A 24,622-nucleotide genomic window follows, 5' to 3' on the forward strand; every position below is an offset into this window, starting at 1 on the left:
GCGCCATGTTCACCTTCCTCGTCACGCAATCCCTGCGGAACCGCCTCGTCGTCCTCGCCATCGCCGCCGTGCTTGTCGTCTACGGAGCGTTCACCGCGGTCCGGCTACCTGTCGACGTCTTCCCGGACCTAAACCGGCCCACCGTCACCATCATGACCGAGGCGGAAGGCCTCGCCCCGCAGGAAGTCGAGCAGCTCGTCACCTTCCCGCTGGAGACGCAGATGAACGGGCTGCCGGGCGTGGCCCGTGTCCGCTCCGTCTCCGGGGTCGGCTTGTCGGTCATCTACGTCGAGTTCGATTGGAACACGGAGATCTACCGCAACCGCCAGCAGGTCTCCGAACGCCTCGCGATGGCCCGCTCGCAGCTGCCCCCCACGGTCAGCCCGATGATGGGCCCGATCTCCTCAATCATGGGGCAGATCGTGATGGTGGCGGTGACTGGCGACACCGTGTCGGCCATGCAACTGCGCGAGATCGCGGACTTCACGATCCGGCCGCGCATCCTCTCCATCCCCGGCGTCGCCCAGGTCATCCCCATGGGCGGCGAGGTGCGCCAGTTCCGGGTGGCGCCCCAGCCGACGGCCCTGCGTGCACTTGGGGTCACCCATGGCCAGCTGGAGACGGCGTTGGCGCAGTTCGGCGTCAACACCGGCGGCGGCTTCACGGACCAGTACGCCCGGGAGTACCTCATCCGGAACCTCAGCCGGACGATGAACCTCGACGATTTACGCAACATGGTCGTGGCGACGGTCGAGAAGAAGCCGGTCTTCCTCCGCCAGGTCGCCGAGGTGTCGTTCGCGGCCAAGGTCAAGCGCGGCGACGCCGGTTACATGGGCGCGCCCGCCGTCGTGGTCTCGGTCGAGAAGCAGCCGGGCGTCGACACCGTGCAGCTCACCGCCGCGGTGGAGAGCGCGCTCAAGGACATCACCGCCTCCCTGCCGAAGGGCGTCCGGACCACCGCCATATCGCTCACCGCGATCCCCGTCTCGATCCTTGCCACCGCCGTAATCTTCCACTTCGCCGGGCTGTCAATCAACACGATGACCCTGGGCGGCCTCGCCATCGCCATCGGCGAGCTCGTCGACGATGCCGTGGTCGACGTCGAGAACATCTTCCGGCGGCTTCGGGAGAACCGGGCCGAGGGCAACCCGCGCTCGGTCTTCGACGTGGTGGTCGCGGCCTCCCAGGAGGTGCGCTCGGGCATCGTCTACGCGACCATGGTCATCGTTCTGGTGTTCGTGCCGCTGTTCGCCCTGTCGGGCATCGAGGGGCGCCTCTTCGCGCCGCTCGGCCAAGCCTACATCATCTCGATCCTGGCGAGCCTCGTCGTCTCGATCACCCTGACCCCCGTGATGGCCTACTATCTCCTCCCGGGCCTCAAGCGCCTCGACGAGCACGAGAGCGGCCTGATCCGGGTGCTCAAGCGGGGCGTGGCCGCGATGCTGCGCCCGGCCCTACGCCACGGTCGCCCGATCATGTTTCTGGCCGCCCTGGCAGTGGCCTGCGCCGGCCTGGCGGCGACGTTCCTCCCGCGGGCGTTCCTGCCCCCGTTCAACGAGGGCTCGTTCACGGTCAACATGACCTTCAATCCGGGCATCTCGCTCAGCGAAAGCAACCGGGTCGGGCTGGCGGCGGAGCGGATGCTGCTGGACATCCCCGACGTGCTCTCCATCGGACGCCGCACCGGCCGGGCCGAGCTCGACGAGCATGCCGAGGGCGTCCATTCCTCGGACCTGGAGATCGACCTGAAGGCGGGTGCTCGTTCGAAGGCTGAGCTCGTCGCCGATATCCGGAGCCGGCTGGCGGTGCTGCCTGTCAACGTCAACGTGGGCCAGCCGATCTCGCACCGCCTCGACCACATGCTCTCGGGCGTTCGGGCCGAGATCGCCCTCAAGGTCTTCGGGGAGGACCTCGACACCCTGCGCACCATTGCCGAGGACCTGCGCCGGCGCATGGCCGGCATCCCCGGGATCGCCGACCTGCAGGTCGAGAAGCAGGTGCTGATCCCGCAGCTGGAGATCCGGGTCGACTACGCCCGGGCCGCCCTTTACGGGGTGCAGCCCGCGGCCTTGGTGGAGCAGCTGAGCCGCCTCTCGAACGGCCAGGTCGTCTCTCGGGTCGTCGACGGCTATCGTCGCTTCGACGTCGTCATGCGACTGTCCGATGCGCAGCGAACCACCCAGCGCCTTGGCGACCTTCTCATCGAGACACCGTCCGGCTGGGTTCCGGCGCGGCAGATCGCCGACATCCGGGAGACGGACGGACCGAACCAAATCCTGCGCGAGAACGCGCGGCGCCGGATCGTTGTGCAGGCCAACACCGCGGCGGGCGCCGACATGGGCAAGGTCGTGGCCGGCATCAGGGAGCAACTCGCTGCCGCCAACCTGCCAAACGGCTACGTCGCGAGCCTGGAAGGCTCGTTCCAGGCCCAGGCCGAGGCCGGCCGCACCATCGGGTTGCTCTCGCTGCTGTCGCTGGCGCTGGTGTTCACGCTCCTGTTCAGCCGCTACCGCTCGGTGGTCCTCACCCTGATCATCCTGGGCAGCATCCCGCTCGCCCTGATCGGCTCCGTGGCGGCGCTCTGGATCGCCGGGCAGCCCCTTTCGGTCGCCTCGATGATCGGGTTCATCACCCTGACCGGCATCGCGACGCGCAACGGCATCCTAAAGATCAGCCACTGGCTCAACCTCGCCATCCAGGAAGGGCTGCCCTTCGGACCCGAACTTGTCATCCGCGGCAGCCTTGAGCGGCTGACACCGGTCCTGATGACCGCACTTTCAGCCGGGGTCGCGCTCGCACCGCTGCTGATCGGCGCGGACGCGCCGGGCAAGGAGATCCTGCACCCGGTCGCGGTGACGATCTTCGGCGGCCTGATCAGCGCCACCCTGCTCGATACGGTCCTTACGCCGATCCTGTTCCTGACCTTCGGCCACAAGCCCCTGGAGCGCCTGCGCGCCGAGGCCATCGCAGCTCCTCCCTCCGAAGGCATCCGCCGCACCACCCCGGTGGAAGCTTTCTGAGCCCGAACCCTCAACCCGAAGGAAAGGATTTTTCCGATGCGTACGATTCCCGCCATAGTCCTCGCCGCGTTCCTGGCCGTCTCCCATCCCGCGCAGGCCGCCGGGCCGAACGGGGGCTTGACCACCGTCGCGGACGGTCATCCCATTGAGCTGGTCAGCACCGATAAGGACCTGACGTTCTTCGTCATCGGCGAGGACGGCAAGCCCGTGGACACCGCGGGCATGACGGCCAAGGCCTTCGTGCAGGTGGGCGGCAAGACCGAGACGGTGGCGCTGAAAGGCGCCGCGCCGAACAAGCTCTCGGGAACGCTGCCGGCTCCGCTCGCCGCCGGTGCGAAGGTGGTCCTGTCCACAAAGATGCACGGTCACAACATCCAGGCACGGTTCGAGAAATAGCCGGGGGTCGGACCTTGATGCGGTCCGGCCGAGCCCAGGCTGTCGGCCTCCTCTAGGGGGCCGTAACCGGCGGGACCAAACCGCCATGTCACAAAGGATACCGACAATGATCAATTCGACCGGGATCAAGGCGGCCCTCGGGGCCGTCGCACTTGCCGCCAGCCTCATCCTAGGCGCGGGTTCTGCTATCGCCCAGCATCACGACGGCGGCCACGGTGGCAGCCGCGGAGGGTATGGCCATGGCGGCGGCTACCGTGAGGGCCATGGCGGCGGGCATGGCTACGGCCACGGCGGTGGTTACCGGAGAAGCCACGGCGGCGGGCATGGCTACGGCCACGGTGGGGGGCACCGTCGTGGTCACGGCGGCTACGGGCACGGTGGTGGCCATGGCGGTCACCGCGGTGGCCATTACTAAGGCCCGTACTCTCGGTCGTCCGGCGGAGCCTGCTTAGGCGCAGGATCTGCCGGAGGACATAGCGAGCCTCGATAAAACTTCGCGGTCTTGGCCTCGCCGGGAAGGCGCGCTCTGCTCCGCCCCCGGGAAGGCTGGTCGGCCGATGCGGATATCAGTCGTTCCAACCGTAGCAAGCGAAGTGCCCTCGGCCGTGACCATGGTGCTCGCAATCATGGCTGTGGCGGATCGAGTGATGGTCGAGGTGATTGTCCTCGTGCGCGATGTGGTCGCATTCGGCGTCGGACCGAACACATCCGAGGTACCTTCGATGAACGTGATGGTGATGATGCTGGATCAGAGTCAATCCCGGCATCATTTGCTTCTGATTTCCTGCTCCGTGCGTTCAGAAATCAGTCCTTCCAAACTCGCTGGAAAGGGCGGGACCCATGAAGCCAATTGCGATGAGACACCCAAGGACAGAATAACGAAGCTTCATTGCGTAACCTCGTGATGGCAGCGCCAGAATGAGACTATGGTTTAGATGCCACAAGGGGTTTTTCTTGTAAATTGCTTCGAGCTATGCTGGCTCGTAGGGACCGAACCCAAAAGGTCGAACCGGGTAACGGACCGTGGGAACAGCCCCCCCGGAGCGATGGGGAGTTACCATATATCACCTTCTGTGCTGCCACATATCCATCGCCTACTAACAACCTTTGAGGTGCCCAGCGCGTCCACTACCGGGGACAAATCCTGCACACTTACGGGGCTAAGCTCACAAGGATGGCTTCATCGTTGTCGAGGGGCACTGCCTCTAAGACAGGATTGCCAAGGCTCAAAAGGGTATCTCGCAGCAGAACCATCCACATGATGTGCCCCTCGATAACGGGCATGCGCTCGTGCCCCGAGGCGATGATGTCGAACGACTCCTGGATCGTCCGGTCCCTCAGGGATTCCGGGATGCAGCCCGAGCGCATCCACATGGGCGGGATGCGATCGGGGCAGCCGGGGTGCTTACAAATCGCCCGCAGGATACCCTGGATTACAGGCCGGGCAGCTTCAGCGTGCTGTTCAAGCACGAGCCGGCGCCGCGCGCCCTTTGCCGGGATCGGCAGCATCAGGCGGCCATTGTTGTGCTCCTCGTAGATCCTGTCTGTCGTGGGGATCCAGAAGCGCCGATCTTTTCCCCTGCCGGCCGTGCCGAGACATCCGTACAAAAGAGCACCGCGCGCATGACAGGCTGCCTGGAGAGCCTTGCTGGCGTCTCGGACGCTGTAGCCCACGCTCCGCAAGGCCCGCCAGGACATCCACCCGTCTATAAATTCGGGGATGTCCATCTGCCCCTGCCGGCGTCCTTGGCCTCCGAAGATCTCGCGCACGTCGAGTTCGATTAGAAACGGCGACGTCAGGCGGGGCTCGATCTTCGTCCACCCGTACTCGAAGATCTCGATTGCCTCGTCACTGTTGATGCGCCTGCGTGCCATAGCAGCCTCGGGCCTTGGGTTGGGACAGAGCGACGGTGGGGACGACGCTTGCGAGCGTCGGAATGCCGTACGCTGTCCAGATGGCTAAGCCGCGCAGAATGCTCGACATCGAGCGCGCATCGAGAACATAGCGGCGGGGCGATCGAGCCCGTCCTGCAGGGCATGGACACAAGGTCGTCCTCAACAGCGTGGAGGTTCTTAACGAAGCCAGACGGTGGGGTCCTAAGCAGAGCCATGCTTTCGAGGATTCAAGTGGCTTCAGGCGAACAGGCGTCCTCAAGCAGTCCGCGGCTTTGTGAGGCGTTCGATTGGTGAGACAAGCAAAGCAGGCTCGGCAGTCGTAGTAAATTCTTGATCGCTTTGCCCGAGAGGACGCCCGGAACTAGGAGAAGGCGAACTTACGGCCGTATGGTCAACTTACAGTTGAGGAAGGAGAGCCATTGCGAGAGGCCAACTGGATGACGAATGAGCATGTCAGGCACCGAACCATTTTGACGAACTCTATTTGAACCGAGTGGTGCGTGGGCATGCCCCTGGGCCCGGCGTGGGTCTCGTTCGAGGGCGACATCTCGCATAGAATACAAAAGTACGGCTTAAGATCTAGAACATGAGCGATTGCAGGGCCTCAGCATCGTCGTCACGCACTGGTTCGACGCGAAAACCGACGCCCACAACCATTTCTCGAAGAGCCTTAAATAGAGACGGCTTTTTCTCAAAAAAGCAGCCTTTATTTCCAGCTAGGATTGAAACTTGTTGAGCACAAGCCCAGTCACCACCTCGCCACTTTAACGTTGGCAAATAAACACCGCCGACCGTCAAAACTAAGCCAACGCTCTCTCCCTCGGGCGTCACTCCGGGAATTCGACAATCCCATGCCATTTCGATTTTTTTCAATATGAATCGCTTTGAATCGATCGAAAATCTAGAATTGATAAAGAGCGGATGGCGCTCGACTCGCTCGACCCCGTGCTGCCAATACGACAATCTACCGCCTAGCCTGGGTTCAACGTTGTAGATCAGATGGCCAGACTCAATGCAGACTTTTGGGAGTGGGATACCAGTGATTTGATCAGGGTCTTCCAGGTCTGTCTGCTCAACTCTGTATTTTCTATAATTAATAGGTCGAAGTGCAGGCGCGCGTTTAATCATGAATATCGCATCATTCAGTGCACTACGGAACGAACATGCTGCGGATTCGCGGCAATGTACGCTCGTCCATAAGGAGTTGCTGCCTGCCGCATGTTTTCGACAGCTTGTTTCCCACCATCATTCTGCTGTTCCCTCCTGTGATGTCGGGATGCGGCCGAGTCCCCGAAAGCGATATCTAAGAAGCGCGCATCCATGTATGAAGCAACGAAGAAAGCAGTTAATCTTAGTGTTCTCTGCAGTACCACCGGCTTCTCATTTTTGGAGCTGCCATCCGTCTCCACAACCTTCAAATCAAACCCCGATCCATCAAGGACAGGAGCTCCTGTAATGACATACAGAGCGCCTTGATGTGGTGCATCATCAGAAGGAACGATCGCAAAAACAGCATCGTTGTGTCTAATCTTACTATTGATAAACTTAACTTGCTGAGCAGGACCCAAAGCAGACAAAGCTACCTCGTTCTCACGAGCCTTTTCTATCATGTCTAAGGTGAAATCTTCGATCTTATTGGCCATTGGGTCCGTGGGAGGCTGAGTCAAAGCTGATGCTAAAAAAGTTTTTAGCACAAATGCCGGCTCGCGATAGGGGCCAAAAAAATATATCCACAGGCTTGCGTGTCTGCCTGTCCATGCCAGTCGCATGCGATTAAGACCTTGGAGAAGCTACAACACTCACCCAAAGCATCCTAAATAGACGTGCCGCAGAAAATTAGGTTGCTGGATATAAATGATCTAGGCACGTGAATAATATTGTATTTGTGTAGAAGTGATAGCCGTTCACAGATTAGGCATGCGAAATAGCAAACCCGAACCAAACTTCAGGTATTGGATCCAATTTATATGAGCTCAAACCGCCCCTTACCCGGTAGTGTCGAAGCGAAAATTAGACGAGCACCTAAAGTTAATATATCTAATCTCAACGATGAACAGCGCATACTTCGAGAGCACGTGTTGAGCCTTGGGAAGCAAGCTTTTGGAGAGCGCTGGCTCTCTCCAATGGCCGCTGCTTTGTCGAAAGAGACCGGCCGCCGCATTTCGGTGTCTCAGGTTGCTCAGTGGCAAAGTGGCGAGAGGCCAGTGCCGATTGTTTTGGTTCCAAGCTTAAACGTCATCGCACACGATGCAGTAAGGCATCTATTGCACCGAGCGGATGAAATAAAAACTCGGTGGCTTGATGCAAATGATTGGGATATTAGTCTTGATATGAAACCTCTTGTTGTCCATCTTCAAAACAAAGGGGGAAAATAGCAGATCGATCCTACGATGTAGTTTTAATTCTTATTGAAGTTGCCTTACTCTATGAATAGATTACAGGTCTCAGCAACTAAATGCTTACGTAACGACTAGCCGCGCTCGCTTTGTAGCGTAAGTCATTCTCGTAGTCTGGCTTTATGGGGCGGCTGAGACACGAGGATCTGTCGCACGCGGGGCAACCGGCTTTCCACGTCCCTACGGGGCTTGGCTAGGACTTGCAGGCGCTTGCCGGCAGCGCGGAGGAGGTTCGAACCGAACGAGAAACCTGAGGAGGATGCAGGCAGTTGTTCCTGTCTTCCATATGCGCGTCGCAGGCGCGAACGGGCGGAACATACACCGTCCGGCATCGTGGCCGATAAGGCCTCAGCTATTTCCTGGGCCGGACGACCCTCCGCGGGCACAGGCTTCCATTACCGGGACGCAGTGTTGTGAACCGCACCGGGTTTCCCGGAGGCTCCAACTCTTGAGAGGATGGAGCCATGACGAAGCGAACCCCACCCTATTCCCCCGAGGTCCGTGCCCGCGCGGTGCGGATGGTGCTGGACCACCAAGGCGAGCATGCCTCGCAATGGGCGGCGATCAATTCGATCGCGGCCAAGATCGGCTGTTCGGGCGAGACGCTCCGGAACTGGATCCGGCAGTCCGAGCGTGACACGAGACAGCGGGGCGGCCCGAGCACGGACGAGCGCGAGCAGATCAAGGCACTGGAGCGCGAGAACCGCGAGCTGCGACAGGCCAACGAGATCCTCCGGAAGGCCAGTGCGTATTTTGCGATGGCGGAGCTCGACCGCCCTTTCAAGCGATGAAGGCGTTCATCGACGAGCACCGCGATGCCTACGGGGTCGAGCCGATCTGCAAGGTCCTGCCGATCGCCCCGTCGACGTACCATGCCCATGCCGCGCGGCGAGCCGATCCCGGTAAGCTACCGGCACGAGCGAGGAGTGACGCGGCGCTGATGGTCGAGATTCGGCGTGTGTTCGAGGCGAACTTCCACGTCTACGGCGTGCGCAAGGTCTGGCGGCAGCTCGGCCGGGAAGGGATCGTGGTGGCTCGGTGCACCGTGGCGTGGCTGATGCGGGCGATGGGACTGAAGGGTGTCGTGCGGGGCAAGACGGTCCGGACGACGATCCCCGATCCGGCAGCGAAGTGCCCGCTCGACCGGGTCAACCGACGGTTCAAGGCACCGCGCCCCAACGCCCTATGGGTCAGCGACTTCACCTACGTGGCGACCTGGTCCGGCTTCGTCTACGTGGCCTTCGTGATCGACGTCTTCGCCCGCCGCATCGTCGGCTGGCGGGTCTCTCGGACGGCTCACGCTGCCTTCGTGCTGGATGCCTTGGAGCAAGCCCTGCACGAGCGTCGTCCCGTCCAGGGCGGCGGGCTCGTGCACCACAGCGACAGGGACTCGCAATACCTTGCGCTGCGCTACACCGAGCGGCTCGCCCAGGCTGGTGTCGAGCCGTCCGTCGGCAGCGTTGGCGACTCCTACGATAATGCCCTCGCGGAGACGATCAACGGCCTGTTCAAAGCCGAGGTAATCCATCGGCGTGGACCATGGCGGTCGTTCGAGGCCGTCGAGTTCGCCACCCTCGAATGGGTCGACTGGTTCAACACCCGTCGTCTGCTCGAACCGATCGGGAATATCCCTCCCGCCGAGGCCGAAGCACGCTACTATGCCCAGGCAGAGGTGCAAACCTTGGCAGCCTGAATCAAACCCAATAGCCTCCGGGAAACCCGGTGCGGTTCATCTGGGGCGTATAGGTTCCGTGTGTCGCGGTGACGCACCGCTCAGGTCAGTCCGCTTTTTTGGCTTGTAGCCGCCACGGAAGCCTTCTGGCGCACGCACGATGCCCAAGGCGCCTTTACGCTTCTCCTCCGTAGCCAGCCGGGCAGCATCGACGATCGCCCGTCAACGTTCGGCGTGACCTGCGTTCGGAGGGACCGCGGCGCGGAATTACGACCTCCTGGCAGGCAGGGCCGCCGCGCCCTTCGCGCCCTGCCCACACGTGACGACCGGATGGGATCGATCCGGCGTCTCCGAGGGGTTTCTCGAAGGCGCCGGCCGATCGTTCAGAAGCCCGGTCCCGTGAGATCATCGTCCTCAAGCGGCACCGAAGCCGTCTTCATGGTCGAGCTTCGTTTGACGGGTCGGCGCCTCACAAAGCGGGGCTGCGGAGCCCGCGCGACGAACCCCACGTCCAGGCCGAAGGCACTGCCGATGCGTCGAAGGGTCTCGACGGTCGGGTTGGCTTCCCCGCGCTCGATCTCCGCCAGTTGCCGCCGGGTCAATCGCACCATGCCAGCGAACTCCTCCTGGGAGAGGCCGAGCGCATGTCGCATCTCCCCAACCGCACCGGGTAGCGCCAGCGTTCCGTTCCTGACGCGTTCGGCCAACTCGGCCCTCCGCTTCCGGATCTCCTCCGAGGTCGGCCGTCTCAATCCGCCCACGTCGCTACCTCGGGGTTCTGCCAAGTGGCGGGATCGCCGCGATGGTGTCGGCGATCCCGGCGGGGCGATCCCCGATCGCCCTCGAAACCACGGCCTCGGGGACCCCGTGCTCGCGTGCCGTCCGGGGCAAGGCCCTAACGCGCTCCTCGGCTTCCCTGAGGATTGCCAGCAGCGCACCGGGGTCGAGGTCGTTCCCGGCCGCCGCCTCGCAGACGATCGTCCAGTCAGGAGCGTGGTCCCGTCCCGAGGCCCGCATGCAAGCCCATTTCGTCGGCCGCCCCGTATCGGCCGGCGCGAGACGCATGGGCGCGAAGTCGAAGAGCGGCGTCAGCCGAACTTGGCCGGATGCGTCCTTGGCCAGGGCGGTGTTGCGGCCGTGGTTGTCGGGGTTACCCATGGCCTGGTTGAGCACCTCGCGCTTCAGGTACTCAGCCACATCCGCCATAGGGTCGGCCGATACGGCGCGGATCATGTCCAGGTATGTCTCGTGTGCCTCCACATGGCCGAACGCCGAGACCCCGATGGCGGAGACGATGCTTTCCTGCCCCCGGCGAACCAAGCCGTCCGGGGCGATTCGCCGGTCGAACCTCGGGATGACGAGCACGCCATTCCTGTGCACCAGGGGAAGACCGACCCTGACGCCGAATGCCTTGGCGACGGCCGCATAGGCGGCCTCGCCCTCCAGGATCAGCCTGTCGCTCTCCTCGTTGCTCCGGAGAAGCTTGACGATGACGTGCGCCACGGCTTGGGTGTCGGGGACTACGGGGTCCGGATACCAGCGGCCGTCCCTCGCCCTCGTCATCGCGATCTTCGGCCACTCCCCCTGCAGGCCCGAGGATCCGGAGGCGACCATCGCGAAGCGATCCACGACCTCCAGGAACACCTCGGACTTGTCGAGGATATCGTCCCTGGTGACCCCCTGCCGCGGGGCGTCGTGCAACCTCTCCGCCTCGGCTTCCGCCGCTTCCTTGATGCGAAGGTTGCCGACCGGTGCACCTGCGCCCCTGAGAAGCAACCGGACCTCGGAGCTCGGCGCATCTGGGTTGATGCCGAGATGCTCGGACAGCTTACGGCGGGCGTGTCCCTGCGGCATGAGGTCGAGAAGGAACGGAGGCCACCCCGGGTAAGACCGATCCTCAAGGTCGACGGGGCTCATGACGGAGACCGCCCGGGCGTCGGTCAGCGGCTGCCCTTCGGAGAGCGGGATGGCTCCGTGCTCCAGGAAATAGTTTGCCTCGTAGGACACGACGCTGGAACCGGCCACCCCCGCGTCGGCATCGGCGAGCGTCAGCGTGGCCGCATCGTGCCAGGTGCCGCCATGATGAAGTTGAATCGTCAGTCTCATCGATTGACCCATTTTCATGGATCATTTTGCCATGGTTGCGGTGTTTGACAACCCTTATAATGGGTCACTGATGGCTGAACGTATCGAACAAGTAGGCCGATGCAGGGTTGGGGAGAAAAGGGGCGCCTGAGATATGACCCATCATAAGGATCATAAAGCACCAGCACAAAGCCATATGTGACCCATTGAAGGGGTCGGTCATCCCGATTTCCAGGTATGGACAAGCGTGAATGGGTTCGTGGGCATGGCGGGATACCGGGCGCCCCGATCAAGGCCGATGACGCCGTCGAACATCACGAACAAGGGACACTCGGTCGGGGCTTCATGCCGGAGCGGATCGCCGACACGGTGTTCGGGGTCGAGCACCGCTCCCGGAACGCTCAAGGTCAGCCATGGACCAAAGGCCCGCCAGATCGCCTGCGGGTCCAGAAACGGAAAATGGGGCGGCGCGGGCCTTGCCGACTTCGGACATGCAGGAGCTTTCGTCCCGCCCGCCGTATAAGATCCCGGATCGATTACAGTGGCTGGTTGCAGGTCAGAGTTCGGTTAACCTAATAACGGCCAAGCCCGGACATACTGGGCGGCCTCGACGAATGTGCAACCGCCGCAGGGTTGCGTTCGACCGTCGATCGCGAGGACGGACAGGGCAAGCCGGAGGAACGCCACTTGGTCGATTTTAAGAAACGCCTCGGCGGCAAGGGGGCAGTCAAGGCGACGAACCCCGTCGAGATCTACGACAGGCTCGACCGCGCGCACGACAAGGGTCCCCTCCGGCCGGCCCAGGAGGCCGTGCTCGGCGAGTGGTTCAAGGACCATCAGGCGACGCGGGACATCATCGTCAAGCTGCACACCGGGCAGGGCAAGACGCTCGTCGGACTGCTCATGCTGCAGTCAAGGCTGAACGCGGGCCACGGGCCGGTGGTGTACCTTTGCCCAGACCATTTCCTCATCGACCAGACCTGCGAGCAAGCGAGGCAGTTCGGCATCCGCGTCTGCAAGGCCGAAGATGCGCTGCCCGACGAGTTCATCAATTCCGGCGCGATCCTCGTGACCTCGGTCCAGAAGCTCTTCAACGGGATGACCAAGTTCGGCCTGCATCGCCAGTCGATCGGCGTCGACACGGTCCTGATGGACGACGCGCACGCCTGCGCCGACCGGATCCGGGAGGCCTGCCACATCCGGATCCCGAACGATGAGCCGGCCTACGCCACCCTCAGGACGTTGTTCGCCGACGATCTCGAACGCCAGGGCGTGGGGACTTTCGCAGACATCGAGAACGGAAAGCGCGATGCCATCCTGCCGGTGCCGTACTGGGCTTGGCAGGACCGTGAGAGGGAGGTCGCCGGCATCCTGTCCGCGAACGCCGAGCGGCGCTCGATCAAGTTCGCCTGGCCCTTACTGAAGGACATCCTCGGCCACTGCCAGTGCGTCGTCTCGGGGGCGGCAATCGAGATCGAGCCCTATGTCGCGCCCTTGAACGCCTTCGGGTCGTACTGGGACGCCAAGCATCGCATCTTCATGTCGGCTACGGTGACCGATGACGCGTTCCTGGTGAAGGGCCTGCAACTGAAGCCGGGCACGATCGCCCGCCCCCTGACCTATGACAAGGAGACCTGGTCCGGCGAGAAGATGGTCCTCCTGCCCTCGCTGTTCAACGAGACGCTCGACCGCGAGTGGGTGGTGAAGGCCTTCGGCGAGCCGGACGCCAAGCGCCCCTACGGCGTGGTGGCTCTCGTGCCGAGCTTCGCGAGGACGAAGGATTGGGCGGGGTACGGGAGCAAGGTCGCGGACAAGACCTCCCTGGGAACCATCGTCGACGATTTGCGCCGGCGGGAGTTCGAGCAGACGGTCGTCCTCGCGAACCGGTACGACGGGATCGACCTGCCGGACGAGACCTGCCGGATCCTGGTCTTCGATTCCCGTCCGTATTCGGAGAGCCTGATCGACCTGCACGAGGAGCATTGCCGTCCGAGGAGCGAGGCGACGCTGATGCGCACGCTCCGGTCGGTCGAGCAGGGCATGGGTCGCAGCGTCAGGGGCGAGAAGGACTACTCGGTCATCGTGGTGACGGGGGCCGACCTCGTTCGGCTGCTTCGCGAAAAGGCATCGCGGCATCACCTTTCCCCTCAGGTCTCGACCCAGATCGAAATCGGCCTGGAGATCGCCGAGCTCGCGCGGGAGGAAATCGAGAACGAGAGCAAGTCCCCGGAGGACGCCTTCGGCGGGCTCGTGCGCCAGTGCATCCGGCGCGACGAGGGCTGGAAGCAGTTCTATGCCGAGGAGATGGCGGGGGTGACGCCGGGCAGGGCGAACGCGAAGGTGCTTGGCGTCTATGCGGCCGAACTCGCGGCGGAGCAGGCTTACGTGGACGGGGATTATGCCCGTGCATCCGAGACCATCCAGGCGCTCCTCGACGACGGGTCGGTGGGAGAGGACGACAAGGGTTGGTACCTCCAGGAACGGGCCCGCTACGAGCATCAGTCGCGCCGTGCGGACGCCCAGGTTCTCCAAGTCTCCGCCCACCGTAAGAACCGTCTGCTGCTTAAGCCGCCGACGGGTGTCACGGTCTCCAAGCTCACGATCGTGAGCCAGGGCCGGATGGAGCGCATCGCGGACTGGGTCCGAGGCTTCGGCAGCTACGTGGAAATGGATGTCACGGTGAGCGACATCCTCGGGCGGCTCGTGTTCGGCACCAAGGCGGACAACTTCGAAAAGGCGCTCGACGAGTTGAGCCGCGCGCTCGGGTTCGCGGGCGAGCGCCCGGACAAGGAATGGAAGGAAGGGCCGGACAATCTCTGGGCCCTCGACGACAGGCGCTATCTCCTCATCGAGTGCAAGAGCGAGGTCGACGTCGCCCGCACCGAGATCGACAAGCGCGAGGCCGACCAGATGAACCGGTCAAGCACCTGGTTCAAGAAGCACTACGAGGGCATGTCGGCGACGCGCTTCATCATCCATCCCGCAGGCAAGATCCAGAGCGCGGCGGGCTTCAACGACCATGTCGAGGGGGTCAGGGTGAACGAGCTTCGACGGCTGGTGAAGGCCTGCCGCGGCTTCTTCAAGTCGTTCGAGGCCCAGGACTTCGCCGACCTGTCCGTCCGACAGATCCAGAAGTCGATCGACGCGCACAAACTGTCGGCCGACGACCTCTCGATCTCTTATTCGGTGAAGCTGAAGAGCCTGAAATGAAACTGTGGACGCGTTTCACGCCGACCACCGGCGGTCGGTGCGGGACGTGTTCGCCCAAGGGCTTCAGCATCAGATGATGAGGCTTCCGTCGAAGCCGGAGGTCTCCTCGGCGTGGCCGCGCGGGTTGCAGACGATCCGGGTCGGTCCGACCGTTTGATCGGCCGTTGCACAGATGTGCCCATGAACCCAGAGGTCGGGACCCCCGGCGTGAATGAGGTCGCGCAGGTCCGACGCGTAGCACCAGGGCAGGTCCGTATGCGGGTCGGGCAGACTGTTGGGGAGCGGCGCATGATGAGTGACGACCACGGTCGGCCCCGGATGGGGCTCGCTGAGGGTCGCCTCAAGGAAGGCCCGGGTCCGTTGGTGCAGGCCGAGGACTTCGCCCGGCTCGATCTGGTGGCGCGAGCTCGGGCCGGTGCGGATGCGCCGGTAGTCGGCCATCCCGAAGCGTTCTTGCGCGGTGCGCCTGGCGTGGCTCAGGCTGAACGAGCCGAAGCGAAAATCGGTCCAGAGGATGCTGCCGACGAAGCGCGTGTCGCCGATCAAGACGGCGTCGTCCATCAGCAGGCGGATGCCGAGCCGCGCGGCAATGTCCCGCCCCCGGGACATCTGGTCGCCGAGGGTGTAGCGCTCCTCGCCCCGATCCCACCAGAAATCGTGGTCGCCCGGAACGTAGAAGACGACTGCGGGTCACAGGACAAACGGCCGGGCCTTGGTGCGCTTCAGCCCGACGGCGACTGCCAGCTAGTAAGCGTGCTCAATCGGGATGGCGTTGTCGTAGTAGCCCTCCCACAAGCGCCAGTGCGCCCGCGGGCTCCACTTGCTCACCCCGGCGGAACGGAGGAGCTTGGGCTCCTTTTCGGCTTATAGTCGCCACGGAAGCCTCCGGGCGCCCGCTCGATGCCCACGGCGCCTTTCCGCTTCTGCTCCGTAGCCAGCCGGGCAGCATCGACGATCGCCTGGTGACGGGCACGGTCGCGCTCGTAAACGGATCGGTTACCCGCGATCTTCGCGGCAGGATCCTGCGACGAGCCGTTCATGACGGAGAGGGGCCAAGCACGTGCCAGGATGGCGACGTAGTGGGAGAAGTTGTCGTCCTGTTCTCTCCACGTCGAGCCGGGGATGTTCTCGCGTGACCCCCTCACCAGGGGCCCCAGGCTGAGGATGTAAACGTCCTTCATGGCAGCATCGGCCGCCGCGAGGGTCGGGTACTCCGTCGGGAAGGCCGCCTTGATGCGTCGGGCCGTATCGCCCGCATGGGCGAACGGAAGGTCGTAACCGATCTGCCACTCGCGGTAGAGACGACCCGCCTCCTCCTTGGCTTCCGGTGTCGCAAGCATTCCGGCCCCATCGACAGCCCGAGGCTCGACCACAGACGGCGGGCCCATGACAGGAATGGAGGCGACCTCGGCGGCCTTCGTCGGCGATTCGGTCATGCGCGTCCTTTTTCTGGCGGGAGCGATCGTACCTTCCTCCCGAGGTTCCCGCACGGCCTTCCGGCTCGCCTTTGCGCGCGTGCCCTTCTCGGCGGCGAACCGGGCCTTGCGGGCGTCCTCGCCCTCGCGCAGGAGGCGGAATTGTTCGTGCAGTCGCGGTCCCAGGTCAGGGGCATCCGCCTCCTCGTGGGAGAACGCCCAGAACGCCTTGTCGGCCCCCTCCGTCGCGATGAGGTCCAGGAGGCGCTGCCCGCGGGTCGCCCGCGTCTCGAAGGCCGGCGTCAGGGTCGCGCCCGTGAGCGCCTCGTGGATCGCAGACAGCCACAACCCGTAGCGTCCCTGCATCTCGGATGCGAGCAAGGGGCGGGCTGCTCCCGACTTCTTCCGGTTCCCGATCTGAGACGGCAAGCTCGTGCCCAGGCGAACGAGCGTCTCGGGGCGGATCGCGTAGGGGGCGCCGTCGCCGCGCTCGGCGAGCCATTTGAAGTCGGGCTTGTCGATCGCCCGCACGGCCGCCGTCTCCAGCCTTTCCGGTGGGCGCAGGCGGACAGTGAGGAGAAGCATCGAGATCGCGCGCGCCTCGGTGGGCTTACCCCCGTCCATGACGATCTCTCCGGCCTTGCGGCGAGGCTCATGCTTCTCGGTGACGGACACGACTTCGAAGGACCGGACGTGCTCCGCGATTTCGGCTAGGGCCGGGGCGAGATAGTTCAAACGGAGCTGTCCGACGTGGACGGGCTCCGCCATGCCGAGCACACGGGCGAGACCGGCGGGGGAATAGGCGAGGACGGTGGGCTTCGCGCCCGGCTCGTAGCGCAGGCCCTCGGATGCGACGTGCCCAACGATGTCTCGGTATAGCAGGGTCGACGACCGGCGCCGGAACCGGGCAAGGACGGCAAGGTCAAGGTAGCCATAGCGCGTGCCAGGCTTTTGCAGGTCGATCATCCAGGCAGGCAGGTGGAAGGTGAAGGCAGCGCTCCGCTTAAGGGGCGTGCGCTCCCGGCCGAAGAGCCGGTGCAGGGCATCGACGAGCTCGCGGGGCTGGGCGGTGCGCCCGCCGACGGAGAGCACGGTCAGGGCATGCTTCACCGGGCAGAGACGGGCGGCGCGGATCGTGTCGACCGTCTCCTCGCTCGTAACGTAGCGCGCCACGAGGGTCTCGAACAGCGCGATGTCCCGCGCGGTCAGAGCCGACAGGGACGAGAGCGTCCGGTCACTTAGCCATGCTGTGGAACGGGGCACGGCAGGGGCGATGCCCACGAAGGTCTCGGGCGACTGCAAGGCAGAGCCGAGGTCACCCCGGATCCGGGCGACGAAGGCAGCCCGACGCCGAGGTGGGACGGGGTTGGGGTCGGAGATGGAGGCGGTGGCCATGAGCCGGGACCGATCTGCAAACTTTCAACGGGGCGTCGGGGGGGGCGATAGCACTCGGCCCAGCAAGAACAAGGGCTTGGCGGCCCAAAGGGAAAGGATCGTGCATGCAATACTGAGAAGATAGAGCGGAGAAGCCTCAAACGGGCTCAAAGGCCCTTCCAGCTCCTCAAGGCGAGGAAGGCAGGTTACAGCTCATTAGTATTGCAAACGCGTCCACGCCCATTCTCGCGGCTCCTCGGGTCGTTTCCCCCAGGCAGAGGCGCTTCATGGACTGCCTCCAACGCTGAAACCCCGTTGAATGTTTGCAGAAATAGCGTTGAAAAGATGCATGTGTGGTTGAGGGTCATGGGGTGCATTCCTTCATCGCCCTCGCCCTTGTGTCCTTCGCTCCCTGGGGCACCGCCAGCGTCCTCTGACCCCATGGCGGCGCCACCCTCCCGGGCCCGCCGGTGTGTTGTCCGTCGCACGGCCGCACCCGAGCCTACCCTCCAAGCATGGAACGACTGAACGCCCGGCCGGCTCGCACGGACCGGGCGTCTTCTTTCCCGACATCGGACCGGACGCAGTGGGCTACAGGCACATCCCCGTCATCGTGAGGCCCTCGGACCCGAGCGCGACCCTGCGCGGGCGGAAGTGGGCGCTATTCTCCTTCGAGCACCCGGACGGCACGCTCTACCCCGTGGCCCGCATGAAGCGCCGGCCCCGCGTGCAGGGGTCCCGCGACGGCGAGTCCACGATCACCTTCGACGCCGGGCTGCTCTCGAACTGGAAAGACCTGCGCGACCAGGGCCTCGCCGCCCTGAAGCGGCTGATCGGTTTCCACCCCGTCTTCGTCTCGCCCCGGCGCCATAATGATCCGATGGAGATCCTGGATGGTCACCGGCGCATCGGGCATTTCAACCGCGTGACCGGGGCCTACACGACGCCTAAGCTCCTCGGCGAAGGTCTGCACATGCGGACCTTCCGGCCGGACGATTGGATCGGGTGGAACGCCGGCGGAGGCATCAACATCTCGGAAGCCGGGCAGGCCCTGCGCGGGGTTCAGGTCACGTGCACGGCGTCGTGGATGCAGCTGCTCCAGGGCATGCTCGACCTGTCGGCTGCGATCCGGCCCCTGTTCCCCGAGCTCAACGTGGGGCCCGCGTCCGACCCGAAGTCCCTGTTCGGCGGCTACGACCCCAGCGTCGTCATCGCGTCCGGCCGCGTCGCGACGCTGACGCCGGACGAGTTCGAGCGCGGCTTCCCGCAGGCAGGCGCCTCGATCGCCGGCGGCTCCGGCTACACGGTCGTGAAGTCCGTCGTGACGAAGGTCGACCCGAAGCGGTTCGCTGAAGGCCCGCAGCCCAAGAGCGTCGGTTCCGTGCACGGGACGAAGGGGAAGCACGTCTACGTCCGGAAGGAGGGGGAGCCGAAACCCGATCCCGCCGATGCATATGCCGTCAACCTCGACGTGACGTACTACGACGTCGAGCTCGTCCTGGCCTACGTGGCGCAGCAGAAGCGAGAGGAGACCGTCAGCTTCCTCGTCCTCAACGCCACGTGCTCGGACCCGGACGCGCCGATCAAGACCTTGGACATGCGGACCGAGGACCCGTCGATCGACCAGACGACCGTGCCCTGGCTGCCCCGGACCCACTACGTCCCGGCCGACGTCCGGCGCGTCGGCTGGAACTGCTGGCTCTGCGCCAAGGAACACGTGAGCGCGTCCTTCGCCGGCGACGTCCAGGCCGGGCGCTGGACCCTGGCGCTGGCGCTGGCGCTGGCGAACCAGAGCTACACCGGGGGGGCCGGGGGCCGGACGTTCTGGCACCTGCCGTCCGGGATCAACGCCCTGTTCACGGTCGTCCTCAAGGCGACCAAGATGCTCGCCCTCGCGCAGAGGAGGAATCCGTACGAGTTTTCGGTGCCCTTCGAGGACATCGTGGCGGACGGGTTCTCGACGGCGTGGAAGGCCCGCATCGAGGCCGACAACCTCGACCTGCCGGGCGGCCGGGCCGAGGGGAAGGTCGTGTCCCTGACGGTCCGGGACGAGGCGGGGCCGGGGGGGCTTTGCCAAGGCGACGATCCGGATCGCGGCCTGCGACGGGGCCGGGCTCGCCAGCGACACTGGCTCCCTCACCGTGGGCTACACGGACCAGGACTGGGGCCGCGTCTCGATCGCCAAGTTCGCGGGCTACCCGCCTTCGCCGGAGCCGGTCGCGGGCGGGGAGGCGTACCTGGAGAACTCCGTCGCGGGCCAGATCCTCTACGTCCGGGAGGACGACTACCAGCGCGGCGTCGCGGGCCGGTCCGACGCCTTGGCCAACGATCCAGAACAGCTGCTCCGGAAGGTGCCGACGAAGATCATCTTCGCCATGGTGTGGAGGCGGCCTCAACCAGGCGCTTCCGGGCGGACGCGGCGAGGTAGAGCACGGCGTCGTCGAGCGCCGCTCGCATCTCCTTGGCCTTCGTGACCCCAGCGCGCTTGAACGCGGTGGTGTCGACCTTCACTCGGCTCGTCGTCGTCATGGGTTTAGGCTCGCGCCACTTAATGCGACGGCCAACACACGGCCCGCCGTCGGGCGCACGGCGGCCCATTTCAGGCGCACGTCGGGCGCACGTAGCCCTTCAAACTGAATACTCGTTCAGGGAGCCGTCACATGTGACGTAACTTGCTAGCCCCGGGTGTAGTCTCCCTTCATGCGCGAGACATCCTACGCCCCAGTCCATTCCTACCTCGAAACAGGCGCACGCCGCATCGGGAGGATACGCCGCCAGACGGCCGGCCGCATGCGCGACTTGCGGCAGCGCTGGCGCGACGTCGGCCGCCCGGATCCGGCGACCCTCGACCGGGCCGTGGTCGACGCCCTGCGCGACGCCATCCACGCCCTCGTCGTGGACGGCGCCGTGGTGGGCACGCTCGATCCCGCGGACATCATCCGGCGCACGGCCCATCAGCTCGTGGAGCGGACGCAGCGGGCCAAGGAGGCCGGCAAGGAAGGCGTCGTCTACGACCGGAACGAAGTCGCGGACGCGCTGCGCCTGCGCCTGCTCTCTCCCCCGAAAGCCGGCGTCATCGTGTGACGGCAATCCCCGTTTCTCCCGATAGGAGTAACGGGAGGACAGACCTCGACCTCTCCGAACGACCTCTCGTAACTGTGCGGTAACCACGGCCTGTGGAAACCCGAAAATCCGCTGGACAGCGATTCGCGCCCAGGTGCCTCATAGGGACGTGAGATCGCCCCGCACCGGAGACGCCCGATGTCCCACTTCGCCCACCTCTCGATCGAAGCCGGATCGCGCGTCATCCAGGGTGCCGCCCTCACCACCATGGCCGTCGACACCTTCTTCAGCGAGCTCGACAGTCAGCGCCGGGCCGGCGTGTCGTCCGTGGAGTGCCTCGTCGCCGAGCTCGCTCGCACGCGTCAGTCCGCTGCAGCTGCGCACGCCGAGATCGTCCGTCTCCGCTCTGAGCTCGCCTCGTGCGCGGGCGCCCTCGGGGCGGAGCGGGCCCGGGCGGAGAGTGCCGAGCGCGACCTTGCCAAGGTCTTCAAGGCCATTGGCTTCCGCCGATGAAAAAACCTGCCGGAGGACCGGCGGGCTTGGTGGCGGGTAGGGCGGGCTGATCAGCGACGGGGCGCGCCGTAGGTGTATTGGGGCGCGAACCCGAGTTCGGCCAACGCCTCCGTCAAGTCGACCGAGCGGGGCGAGGCGTTCGTCCCGCCCGTGGCGCCCTTGCTCGCGACATGGCGAACCGGCTCGGGGGAGATTGCCGGCAGGTGGAAGGGTCCCTCGGCGTTCGAGCCGCCGAGGCCGGCGTTGATGTGGCGCTGGAGCCGCTCGCTCGGGCACCCGATGACGTGCCCTAGCTGCGTCGGCGACAGGCCCGCGATCCACGACGCGAGGGGCGCCGGCAGGGGGACTGGAAGGTCGTGGCGCTGGTGCGTGTAGAGCCGCGCGCGGGCGTGCTGGCGGACGAGCTCAGCGACCGGGTGGGTGTCGGAGCGGATCTCCGCCGCCGGTGCGACGGGATTGGCGCGCACGACGTCGAGGGCGGCGGTGGCCACGCTCTCCGCCGTGGGGCGGCCGCGCAGGCCGAAGAGTTCGAAGGGCAAGCGCAGGATCCCGAGGATGGCGGCGATCAAGGCGGCGAAGAACCTGGCAAACATGGGGACCTCCTGAAGGCGGGGAGCGTCCCCGCCGGTGATGGGATGATGCCTCGGGACGTAGAAAGTCAGAGGGCGAGGGCGGGCTGATCGTCCGTCTCGCGACGCCGGCGACGCGTCGGGATCTCACCGAACAGCGTCAGGTTCGCCTCGTCGGAGAGCTGCCTCCTATGCCCATGGAGGAGAGCCAAGGCGTGCGTGGTCTCGCCCTGATCCAGGCTCTCGCGCTCGCTGAGGAGATGCCCGGTCCAGCACGTGGCCTGGCTCCAGCCAGCTCCGTTCTGAACGGCTGCCCAATCGGTATCGAGCTCGCTCAGGAACCGGCAGGCGGCCAAGGCGGCTGCCTGGACAGCCGGGTCCGCGGCCCGGGCGAACCAAACCGCGGGGGGCGTCCTTCCGAGGTGCTCCTCCGCGCGGGCAGCGTTGGCCTCCGCGTTCGACAGGAAGCGCTGGGCTGACCGGAGGCCGTAAGATGTCCATGCCTCCTCGGCCGCGAGATCGCGCGCCTCCGTTAGAGACCGCTGCAACGCCCACGGACGCTCTGCGAGAAGTCTGATGAGCTCGGCGCGGACCGGGACGGCTAGCGGCGCGGTGTCGGCAAGGTCACGCTGGTGGCGCTCCTCCTCCGCACGGGCGCGCTTCTCACGGACAGCGGCCGCCTCGGCGACCACGCGATCGACCTCGGCGCGGAGGGCGGGCTCGTCGAACGCGATGCCGGTATCCCACCAGCAGGGCTGCATCGTGCCGGTGGCGTTGGCCCGGTCGGTCCACGAATACCCGGCCGCGGTCATGACGCCCCGCGCGTGGCGGTAGGCGTCGTGCCAGGCCTGCGGGGCGTCCGGGCAGATCCAAAGGGAGAGCTCGTGGCCGTAGCGGCGGTGGACGCCGACGGGGGTCCAGACGGCGCCGAAGGTGAGAGGGGGCGTGGCCATAGCGGAGAGGTTCCGGTGGGGTGGGTGGCCGCGTCAGCAAATACGCTGACTGACTGAATGTACTCCCGGCCAAGCCTCCCACAAGAGAACAACGTGATCAAAAAGCGGGCATCGCTCCAACAAATCCGACGCCTATCACAACAGCCGTCACAACAGCCTGTTGTGGCAAGCTGTTGTGGCAAGAGTAGCGCCCCGTTGTGGCAAGCGATTTCCGTCCAATTACCTGAAAAGAGGGCTTGACCGGGCGTGCGATATACCCCGATCATCGCTTAGCAGGCACGCTGATCGGCGGTCTGCTTCCTCACAGGAGTACCCGTTATGGCAAGGAGCGCGGGGGCGCAGGCCCCTTTGCGGGCGCTGGAACGCGCCATCAGGAGAGCCGGGTCGGCCAGGTCGTGGGCGACCAAGGCCGGTGTGTCCGAGGCGTATGTCAGCGACGTTCGCCTCGGACGCCGCGACCCCGGTCCGGCCGTCCTCGCCGCCCTCGGGATGCAGCGCATCGTGCGCTACGGCCGCATCGAGGAGGCCCGCTCGTGATCAAGTGGACGCCCGAGGCGAAGAATTTTGTCCTCACTCTATGTGACACGCAGAAGCTCAGCGGGTCTCAGATCGCCGACCGGTTGGCCGCCGAGCACGACCTCGTCGTGACGAAGAGCGCCGTCATCGGTGTCGCCTTCCGTGCGGGACGGAGCTTCTCCGGCCCGCGCTCCACGGCATGCCTCGCCGCCGCCCGGGCCGCCCGGGCCGCGCGCGTCGGCCGCACTGATGAACAGCGCCGCCGGGACCGCGAGCGCAAAGCCGCCAAAGCCGCGACGGCAGTCCCCAAGCCCGCCTCGGCGCCCAAGCAGACGCCGCGGCCAGCCATCCCCGCCGGGATCCCCACGTCCCTGCGGATCCCCCTGACGCAGATCGGCGAGGCGCAGTGCCGGTTCATCGCCGACGACCCGCTCGCCGGGCCGGCTACGTGCTGCGGGCATGCGACCCAGCACGGCTCGCCCTGGTGCCCGGGACACTACGCGCTCTGCACCGTGCCCGTCCGCAAGGCCGTCTCGCTCTGGCAGCCTGAACACAGGAGGGCGGCATGAGCGACATCGGCTACGACTACGAAGGGGACGACGACAGCGCGGCCGGGGACGCCGAGCTCGACCTGATCCACCGCGCGGCGATCGAGACTTGCCTCGCGGCCGGTCTCGACCTGCGCGGGGTGCGGTTCACCGATCTCGGTCAGGTGGCCGAGGACATCGCCGAGGGCGAGCCCTGGTGCCTGACTGAACTCGCTGGCCTGCAGTTCTACAAGTACGGCCTGTGGGACGGGTTTCTGGAAGAGCGTGTCATGCCGAAGGACGGCGACCGCCTCTCCCTCAAACGGGCGCCGGAGAACGAGCACGACGCGAACGCCGTCGAGGTCTGGTGGCGGAACGGGCTGAGGCTCGGGCACCTGCCGCGCGCCGTGGCCGCCGTCGTCGCCGGCCCCCTCGACATCGGGTTGCGGTGCCGAGCCTTCATCGCCGACGGCGGCACGGGGGAGGCGTGGACGGCCAAGGCACTCCTCGTCGGCGAGGCGGTGCGGGGGCTCCACGAGAAGCGGATCGCCCACGTCATCGCGGACGCCATCCGAGAGCACGAGGGGCGAGAGCTAGATCAGGCTGCACGGCGACGCAGCCTGGGTCTTCACAACGGCATCCGCTTCGACATGGAGCAGGACGAGCGTCGGAAGCGTCGCATCGTCCAGGCCGTTAACGCCCTCCTGCCGGGCGAGGCCTTCGAGATCGAGCCGCCGGCTCTTGGGTGGTGCGATCTCTTCACGATCGAGCGGATCCTCGACGTGTCCCGCTCGACCGCCCGCCGCCTTGCGGAGCGGGCCGGGTCGAAGATCGAGGTCCACCGGCGGGGCTGGTACGCGACCGGCACTCACGTCGAGGTCACGTCCCGCCTACAGGACGCGATGCGGGACTGGGCCGCCCATCCAGTCCGGAGGATCACGCACGAGGACGTCCGGCTCGGTACTGGCAGCATCGTCGCCCCGGCGCCGCGGTCCGCCGACGACATCCCCTTCTGAG

At 65.2% G+C, this 24,622-nt stretch carries 22 protein-coding genes and 1 other annotated feature; of the genes, 13 read left to right on the plus strand and 9 right to left on the minus strand.

Annotated features, from left to right (window positions below; genetic code table 11):
• Positions 1–5 precede the first annotated feature (5 nt).
• From OF380_RS13045 to OF380_RS13060, 4 genes are all read left to right on the plus strand, one after another.
• Positions 6–3,020 (plus strand): efflux RND transporter permease subunit, encoded by a 3,015-nt coding sequence (locus OF380_RS13045; protein WP_264051099.1) that lies wholly within the window; start codon positions 6–8, stop codon positions 3,018–3,020.
• Positions 3,021–3,056: 36 nt separating this feature from the next.
• Positions 3,057–3,416, plus strand: a complete 360-nt coding sequence (locus OF380_RS13050) for a hypothetical protein (protein ID WP_056355141.1) — start codon at positions 3,057–3,059, stop codon at positions 3,414–3,416.
• Positions 3,417–3,691: 275 nt separating this feature from the next.
• Positions 3,692–3,868: a hypothetical protein gene (locus OF380_RS13055; RefSeq protein ID WP_156650063.1), complete on the plus strand. Its 177-nt coding sequence runs from the start codon at positions 3,692–3,694 to the stop codon at positions 3,866–3,868.
• A gap of 153 nt (positions 3,869–4,021) precedes the next feature.
• Complete coding sequence (locus OF380_RS13060; RefSeq protein WP_143103754.1) at positions 4,022–4,321, plus strand: hypothetical protein; 300 nt, start codon at positions 4,022–4,024, stop codon at positions 4,319–4,321.
• Between the two features lie 247 nt (positions 4,322–4,568).
• Here the strand turns inward: OF380_RS13060 and OF380_RS13065 are convergent, their stop codons facing one another.
• The 3 genes from OF380_RS13065 to OF380_RS13075 all read right to left on the minus strand — a co-directional run bounded on the left by OF380_RS13065 (position 4,569) and on the right by OF380_RS13075 (position 6,955).
• Entirely contained in the window at positions 4,569–5,291 is a 723-nt protein-coding gene (locus OF380_RS13065) for a hypothetical protein (RefSeq protein ID WP_056355145.1), read from the minus strand.
• Between the two features lie 600 nt (positions 5,292–5,891).
• Positions 5,892–6,440: a hypothetical protein gene (locus OF380_RS13070; RefSeq protein WP_143103753.1), complete on the minus strand. Its 549-nt coding sequence runs from the start codon at positions 6,438–6,440 to the stop codon at positions 5,892–5,894.
• Positions 6,441–6,454: 14 nt separating this feature from the next.
• Positions 6,455–6,955 (minus strand): hypothetical protein, encoded by a 501-nt coding sequence (locus OF380_RS13075; RefSeq protein WP_143103752.1) that lies wholly within the window; start codon positions 6,953–6,955, stop codon positions 6,455–6,457.
• A gap of 324 nt (positions 6,956–7,279) precedes the next feature.
• On the opposite strand from OF380_RS13075, the gene OF380_RS13080 reads away from it, so the two are divergent.
• The gene (locus OF380_RS13080) at positions 7,280–7,687 is read left to right on the plus strand and encodes a hypothetical protein (protein ID WP_156650069.1); all 408 of its coding nucleotides are present in this window, start codon (positions 7,280–7,282) and stop codon (positions 7,685–7,687) included.
• Positions 7,688–8,172: 485 nt separating this feature from the next.
• Positions 8,173–9,401 (plus strand): IS3 family transposase gene (locus OF380_RS13085; protein ID WP_156650071.1). Its coding sequence is split into 2 segments (ribosomal slippage): positions 8,173–8,461 and positions 8,461–9,401, totalling 1,230 coding nucleotides; the frame shifts between segments, so codons are not numbered across the junction.
• Positions 8,454–8,570: a sequence feature (AL1L pseudoknot), on the plus strand. (Overlaps the previous gene by 117 nt.)
• A gap of 362 nt (positions 9,402–9,763) precedes the next feature.
• On the opposite strand, the gene OF380_RS13090 is transcribed toward OF380_RS13085, so the two are convergent.
• Both OF380_RS13090 and OF380_RS13095 read right to left on the minus strand, forming a co-directional pair.
• The gene (locus OF380_RS13090) at positions 9,764–10,087 is read right to left on the minus strand and encodes a helix-turn-helix transcriptional regulator (protein ID WP_318784659.1); all 324 of its coding nucleotides are present in this window, start codon (positions 10,085–10,087) and stop codon (positions 9,764–9,766) included.
• Between the two features lie 58 nt (positions 10,088–10,145).
• Positions 10,146–11,486, minus strand: a complete 1,341-nt coding sequence (locus OF380_RS13095; protein WP_264051100.1) for a type II toxin-antitoxin system HipA family toxin — start codon at positions 11,484–11,486, stop codon at positions 10,146–10,148.
• A 666-nt stretch (positions 11,487–12,152) separates the two neighbouring features.
• Here OF380_RS13095 and OF380_RS13100 point away from each other — a divergent pair.
• Entirely contained in the window at positions 12,153–14,675 is a 2,523-nt protein-coding gene (locus tag OF380_RS13100; RefSeq protein ID WP_056355310.1) for a DEAD/DEAH box helicase family protein, read from the plus strand.
• 69 nt (positions 14,676–14,744) lie between these two features.
• Here the strand turns inward: OF380_RS13100 and OF380_RS13105 are convergent, their stop codons facing one another.
• A complete protein-coding gene (locus OF380_RS13105) occupies positions 14,745–15,284 on the minus strand; it encodes a metallophosphoesterase family protein (RefSeq protein WP_264051102.1) in 540 nt (179 codons plus the stop codon).
• A gap of 215 nt (positions 15,285–15,499) precedes the next feature.
• On the minus strand, positions 15,500–17,485 hold the full coding sequence (locus OF380_RS13110; protein ID WP_056355158.1) for a hypothetical protein: 1,986 nt from the start codon (positions 17,483–17,485) through the stop codon (positions 15,500–15,502).
• Between the two features lie 565 nt (positions 17,486–18,050).
• Here OF380_RS13110 and OF380_RS13115 point away from each other — a divergent pair.
• From OF380_RS13115 to OF380_RS13125, 3 genes are all read left to right on the plus strand, one after another.
• On the plus strand, positions 18,051–19,892 hold the full coding sequence (locus tag OF380_RS13115; RefSeq protein ID WP_056355161.1) for a hypothetical protein: 1,842 nt from the start codon (positions 18,051–18,053) through the stop codon (positions 19,890–19,892).
• 272 nt (positions 19,893–20,164) lie between these two features.
• The gene (locus OF380_RS13120) at positions 20,165–20,548 is read left to right on the plus strand and encodes a hypothetical protein (RefSeq protein ID WP_156650073.1); all 384 of its coding nucleotides are present in this window, start codon (positions 20,165–20,167) and stop codon (positions 20,546–20,548) included.
• 177 nt (positions 20,549–20,725) lie between these two features.
• The gene (locus tag OF380_RS13125) at positions 20,726–21,040 is read left to right on the plus strand and encodes a hypothetical protein (protein ID WP_056355165.1); all 315 of its coding nucleotides are present in this window, start codon (positions 20,726–20,728) and stop codon (positions 21,038–21,040) included.
• Between the two features lie 50 nt (positions 21,041–21,090).
• Here OF380_RS13125 and OF380_RS13130 read toward each other — a convergent pair whose 3' ends face one another.
• Positions 21,091–21,633: a hypothetical protein gene (locus tag OF380_RS13130; protein WP_056355167.1), complete on the minus strand. Its 543-nt coding sequence runs from the start codon at positions 21,631–21,633 to the stop codon at positions 21,091–21,093.
• A gap of 65 nt (positions 21,634–21,698) precedes the next feature.
• Positions 21,699–22,562 carry a hypothetical protein gene (locus OF380_RS13135; protein ID WP_056355168.1) on the minus strand — a complete coding sequence of 288 codons (864 nt, stop codon included), beginning with the start codon at positions 22,560–22,562 and terminating at the stop codon, positions 21,699–21,701.
• A gap of 318 nt (positions 22,563–22,880) precedes the next feature.
• On the opposite strand from OF380_RS13135, the gene OF380_RS13140 reads away from it, so the two are divergent.
• Genes OF380_RS13140 through OF380_RS13150 form a run of 3 tightly spaced genes read left to right on the plus strand, consistent with a single transcriptional unit; the run spans position 22,881 to position 24,621 of the window.
• On the plus strand, positions 22,881–23,099 hold the full coding sequence (locus OF380_RS13140; protein WP_056355171.1) for a hypothetical protein: 219 nt from the start codon (positions 22,881–22,883) through the stop codon (positions 23,097–23,099).
• Positions 23,096–23,647, plus strand: coding sequence for a GcrA family cell cycle regulator (locus tag OF380_RS13145; RefSeq protein ID WP_056355174.1), 552 nt, complete (start codon positions 23,096–23,098; stop codon positions 23,645–23,647). Before OF380_RS13140 ends, OF380_RS13145 begins: the two co-directional genes overlap by 4 nt.
• A complete protein-coding gene (locus OF380_RS13150; RefSeq protein WP_056355177.1) occupies positions 23,644–24,621 on the plus strand; it encodes an HIRAN domain-containing protein in 978 nt (325 codons plus the stop codon). Before OF380_RS13145 ends, OF380_RS13150 begins: the two co-directional genes overlap by 4 nt.
• Position 24,622 lies beyond the last annotated feature (1 nt).

This window comes from Methylobacterium sp. FF17 (genome assembly GCF_025813715.1).
Taxonomy (GTDB): domain Bacteria; phylum Pseudomonadota; class Alphaproteobacteria; order Rhizobiales; family Beijerinckiaceae; genus Methylobacterium; species Methylobacterium flocculans.

Coding starts and splice junctions, on each gene's coding strand:
- OF380_RS13045 (WP_264051099.1), top strand. CDS start 6: ATGTTCACCTTCCTCGTCACGCAATCCCTGCGGAACCGCCTCGTCGTC.
- OF380_RS13050 (WP_056355141.1), top strand. CDS start 3,057: ATGCGTACGATTCCCGCCATAGTCCTCGCCGCGTTCCTGGCCGTCTCC.
- OF380_RS13055 (WP_156650063.1), top strand. CDS start 3,692: ATGGCTACGGCCACGGCGGTGGTTACCGGAGAAGCCACGGCGGCGGGC.
- OF380_RS13065 (WP_056355145.1), bottom strand. CDS start 5,291: ATGGCACGCAGGCGCATCAACAGTGACGAGGCAATCGAGATCTTCGAG.
- OF380_RS13070 (WP_143103753.1), bottom strand. CDS start 6,440: ATGATTAAACGCGCGCCTGCACTTCGACCTATTAATTATAGAAAATAC.
- OF380_RS13075 (WP_143103752.1), bottom strand. CDS start 6,955: ATGGCCAATAAGATCGAAGATTTCACCTTAGACATGATAGAAAAGGCT.
- OF380_RS13080 (WP_156650069.1), top strand. CDS start 7,280: ATGAGCTCAAACCGCCCCTTACCCGGTAGTGTCGAAGCGAAAATTAGA.
- OF380_RS13095 (WP_264051100.1), bottom strand. CDS start 11,486: ATGAGACTGACGATTCAACTTCATCATGGCGGCACCTGGCACGATGCG.
- OF380_RS13105 (WP_264051102.1), bottom strand. CDS start 15,284: ATGTCCCGGGGGCGGGACATTGCCGCGCGGCTCGGCATCCGCCTGCTG.
- OF380_RS13110 (WP_056355158.1), bottom strand. CDS start 17,485: ATGGCCACCGCCTCCATCTCCGACCCCAACCCCGTCCCACCTCGGCGT.
- OF380_RS13120 (WP_156650073.1), top strand. CDS start 20,165: ATGCGCGAGACATCCTACGCCCCAGTCCATTCCTACCTCGAAACAGGC.
- OF380_RS13125 (WP_056355165.1), top strand. CDS start 20,726: ATGTCCCACTTCGCCCACCTCTCGATCGAAGCCGGATCGCGCGTCATC.
- OF380_RS13130 (WP_056355167.1), bottom strand. CDS start 21,633: ATGTTTGCCAGGTTCTTCGCCGCCTTGATCGCCGCCATCCTCGGGATC.
- OF380_RS13135 (WP_056355168.1), bottom strand. CDS start 22,562: ATGGCCACGCCCCCTCTCACCTTCGGCGCCGTCTGGACCCCCGTCGGC.
- OF380_RS13140 (WP_056355171.1), top strand. CDS start 22,881: ATGGCAAGGAGCGCGGGGGCGCAGGCCCCTTTGCGGGCGCTGGAACGC.
- OF380_RS13150 (WP_056355177.1), top strand. CDS start 23,644: ATGAGCGACATCGGCTACGACTACGAAGGGGACGACGACAGCGCGGCC.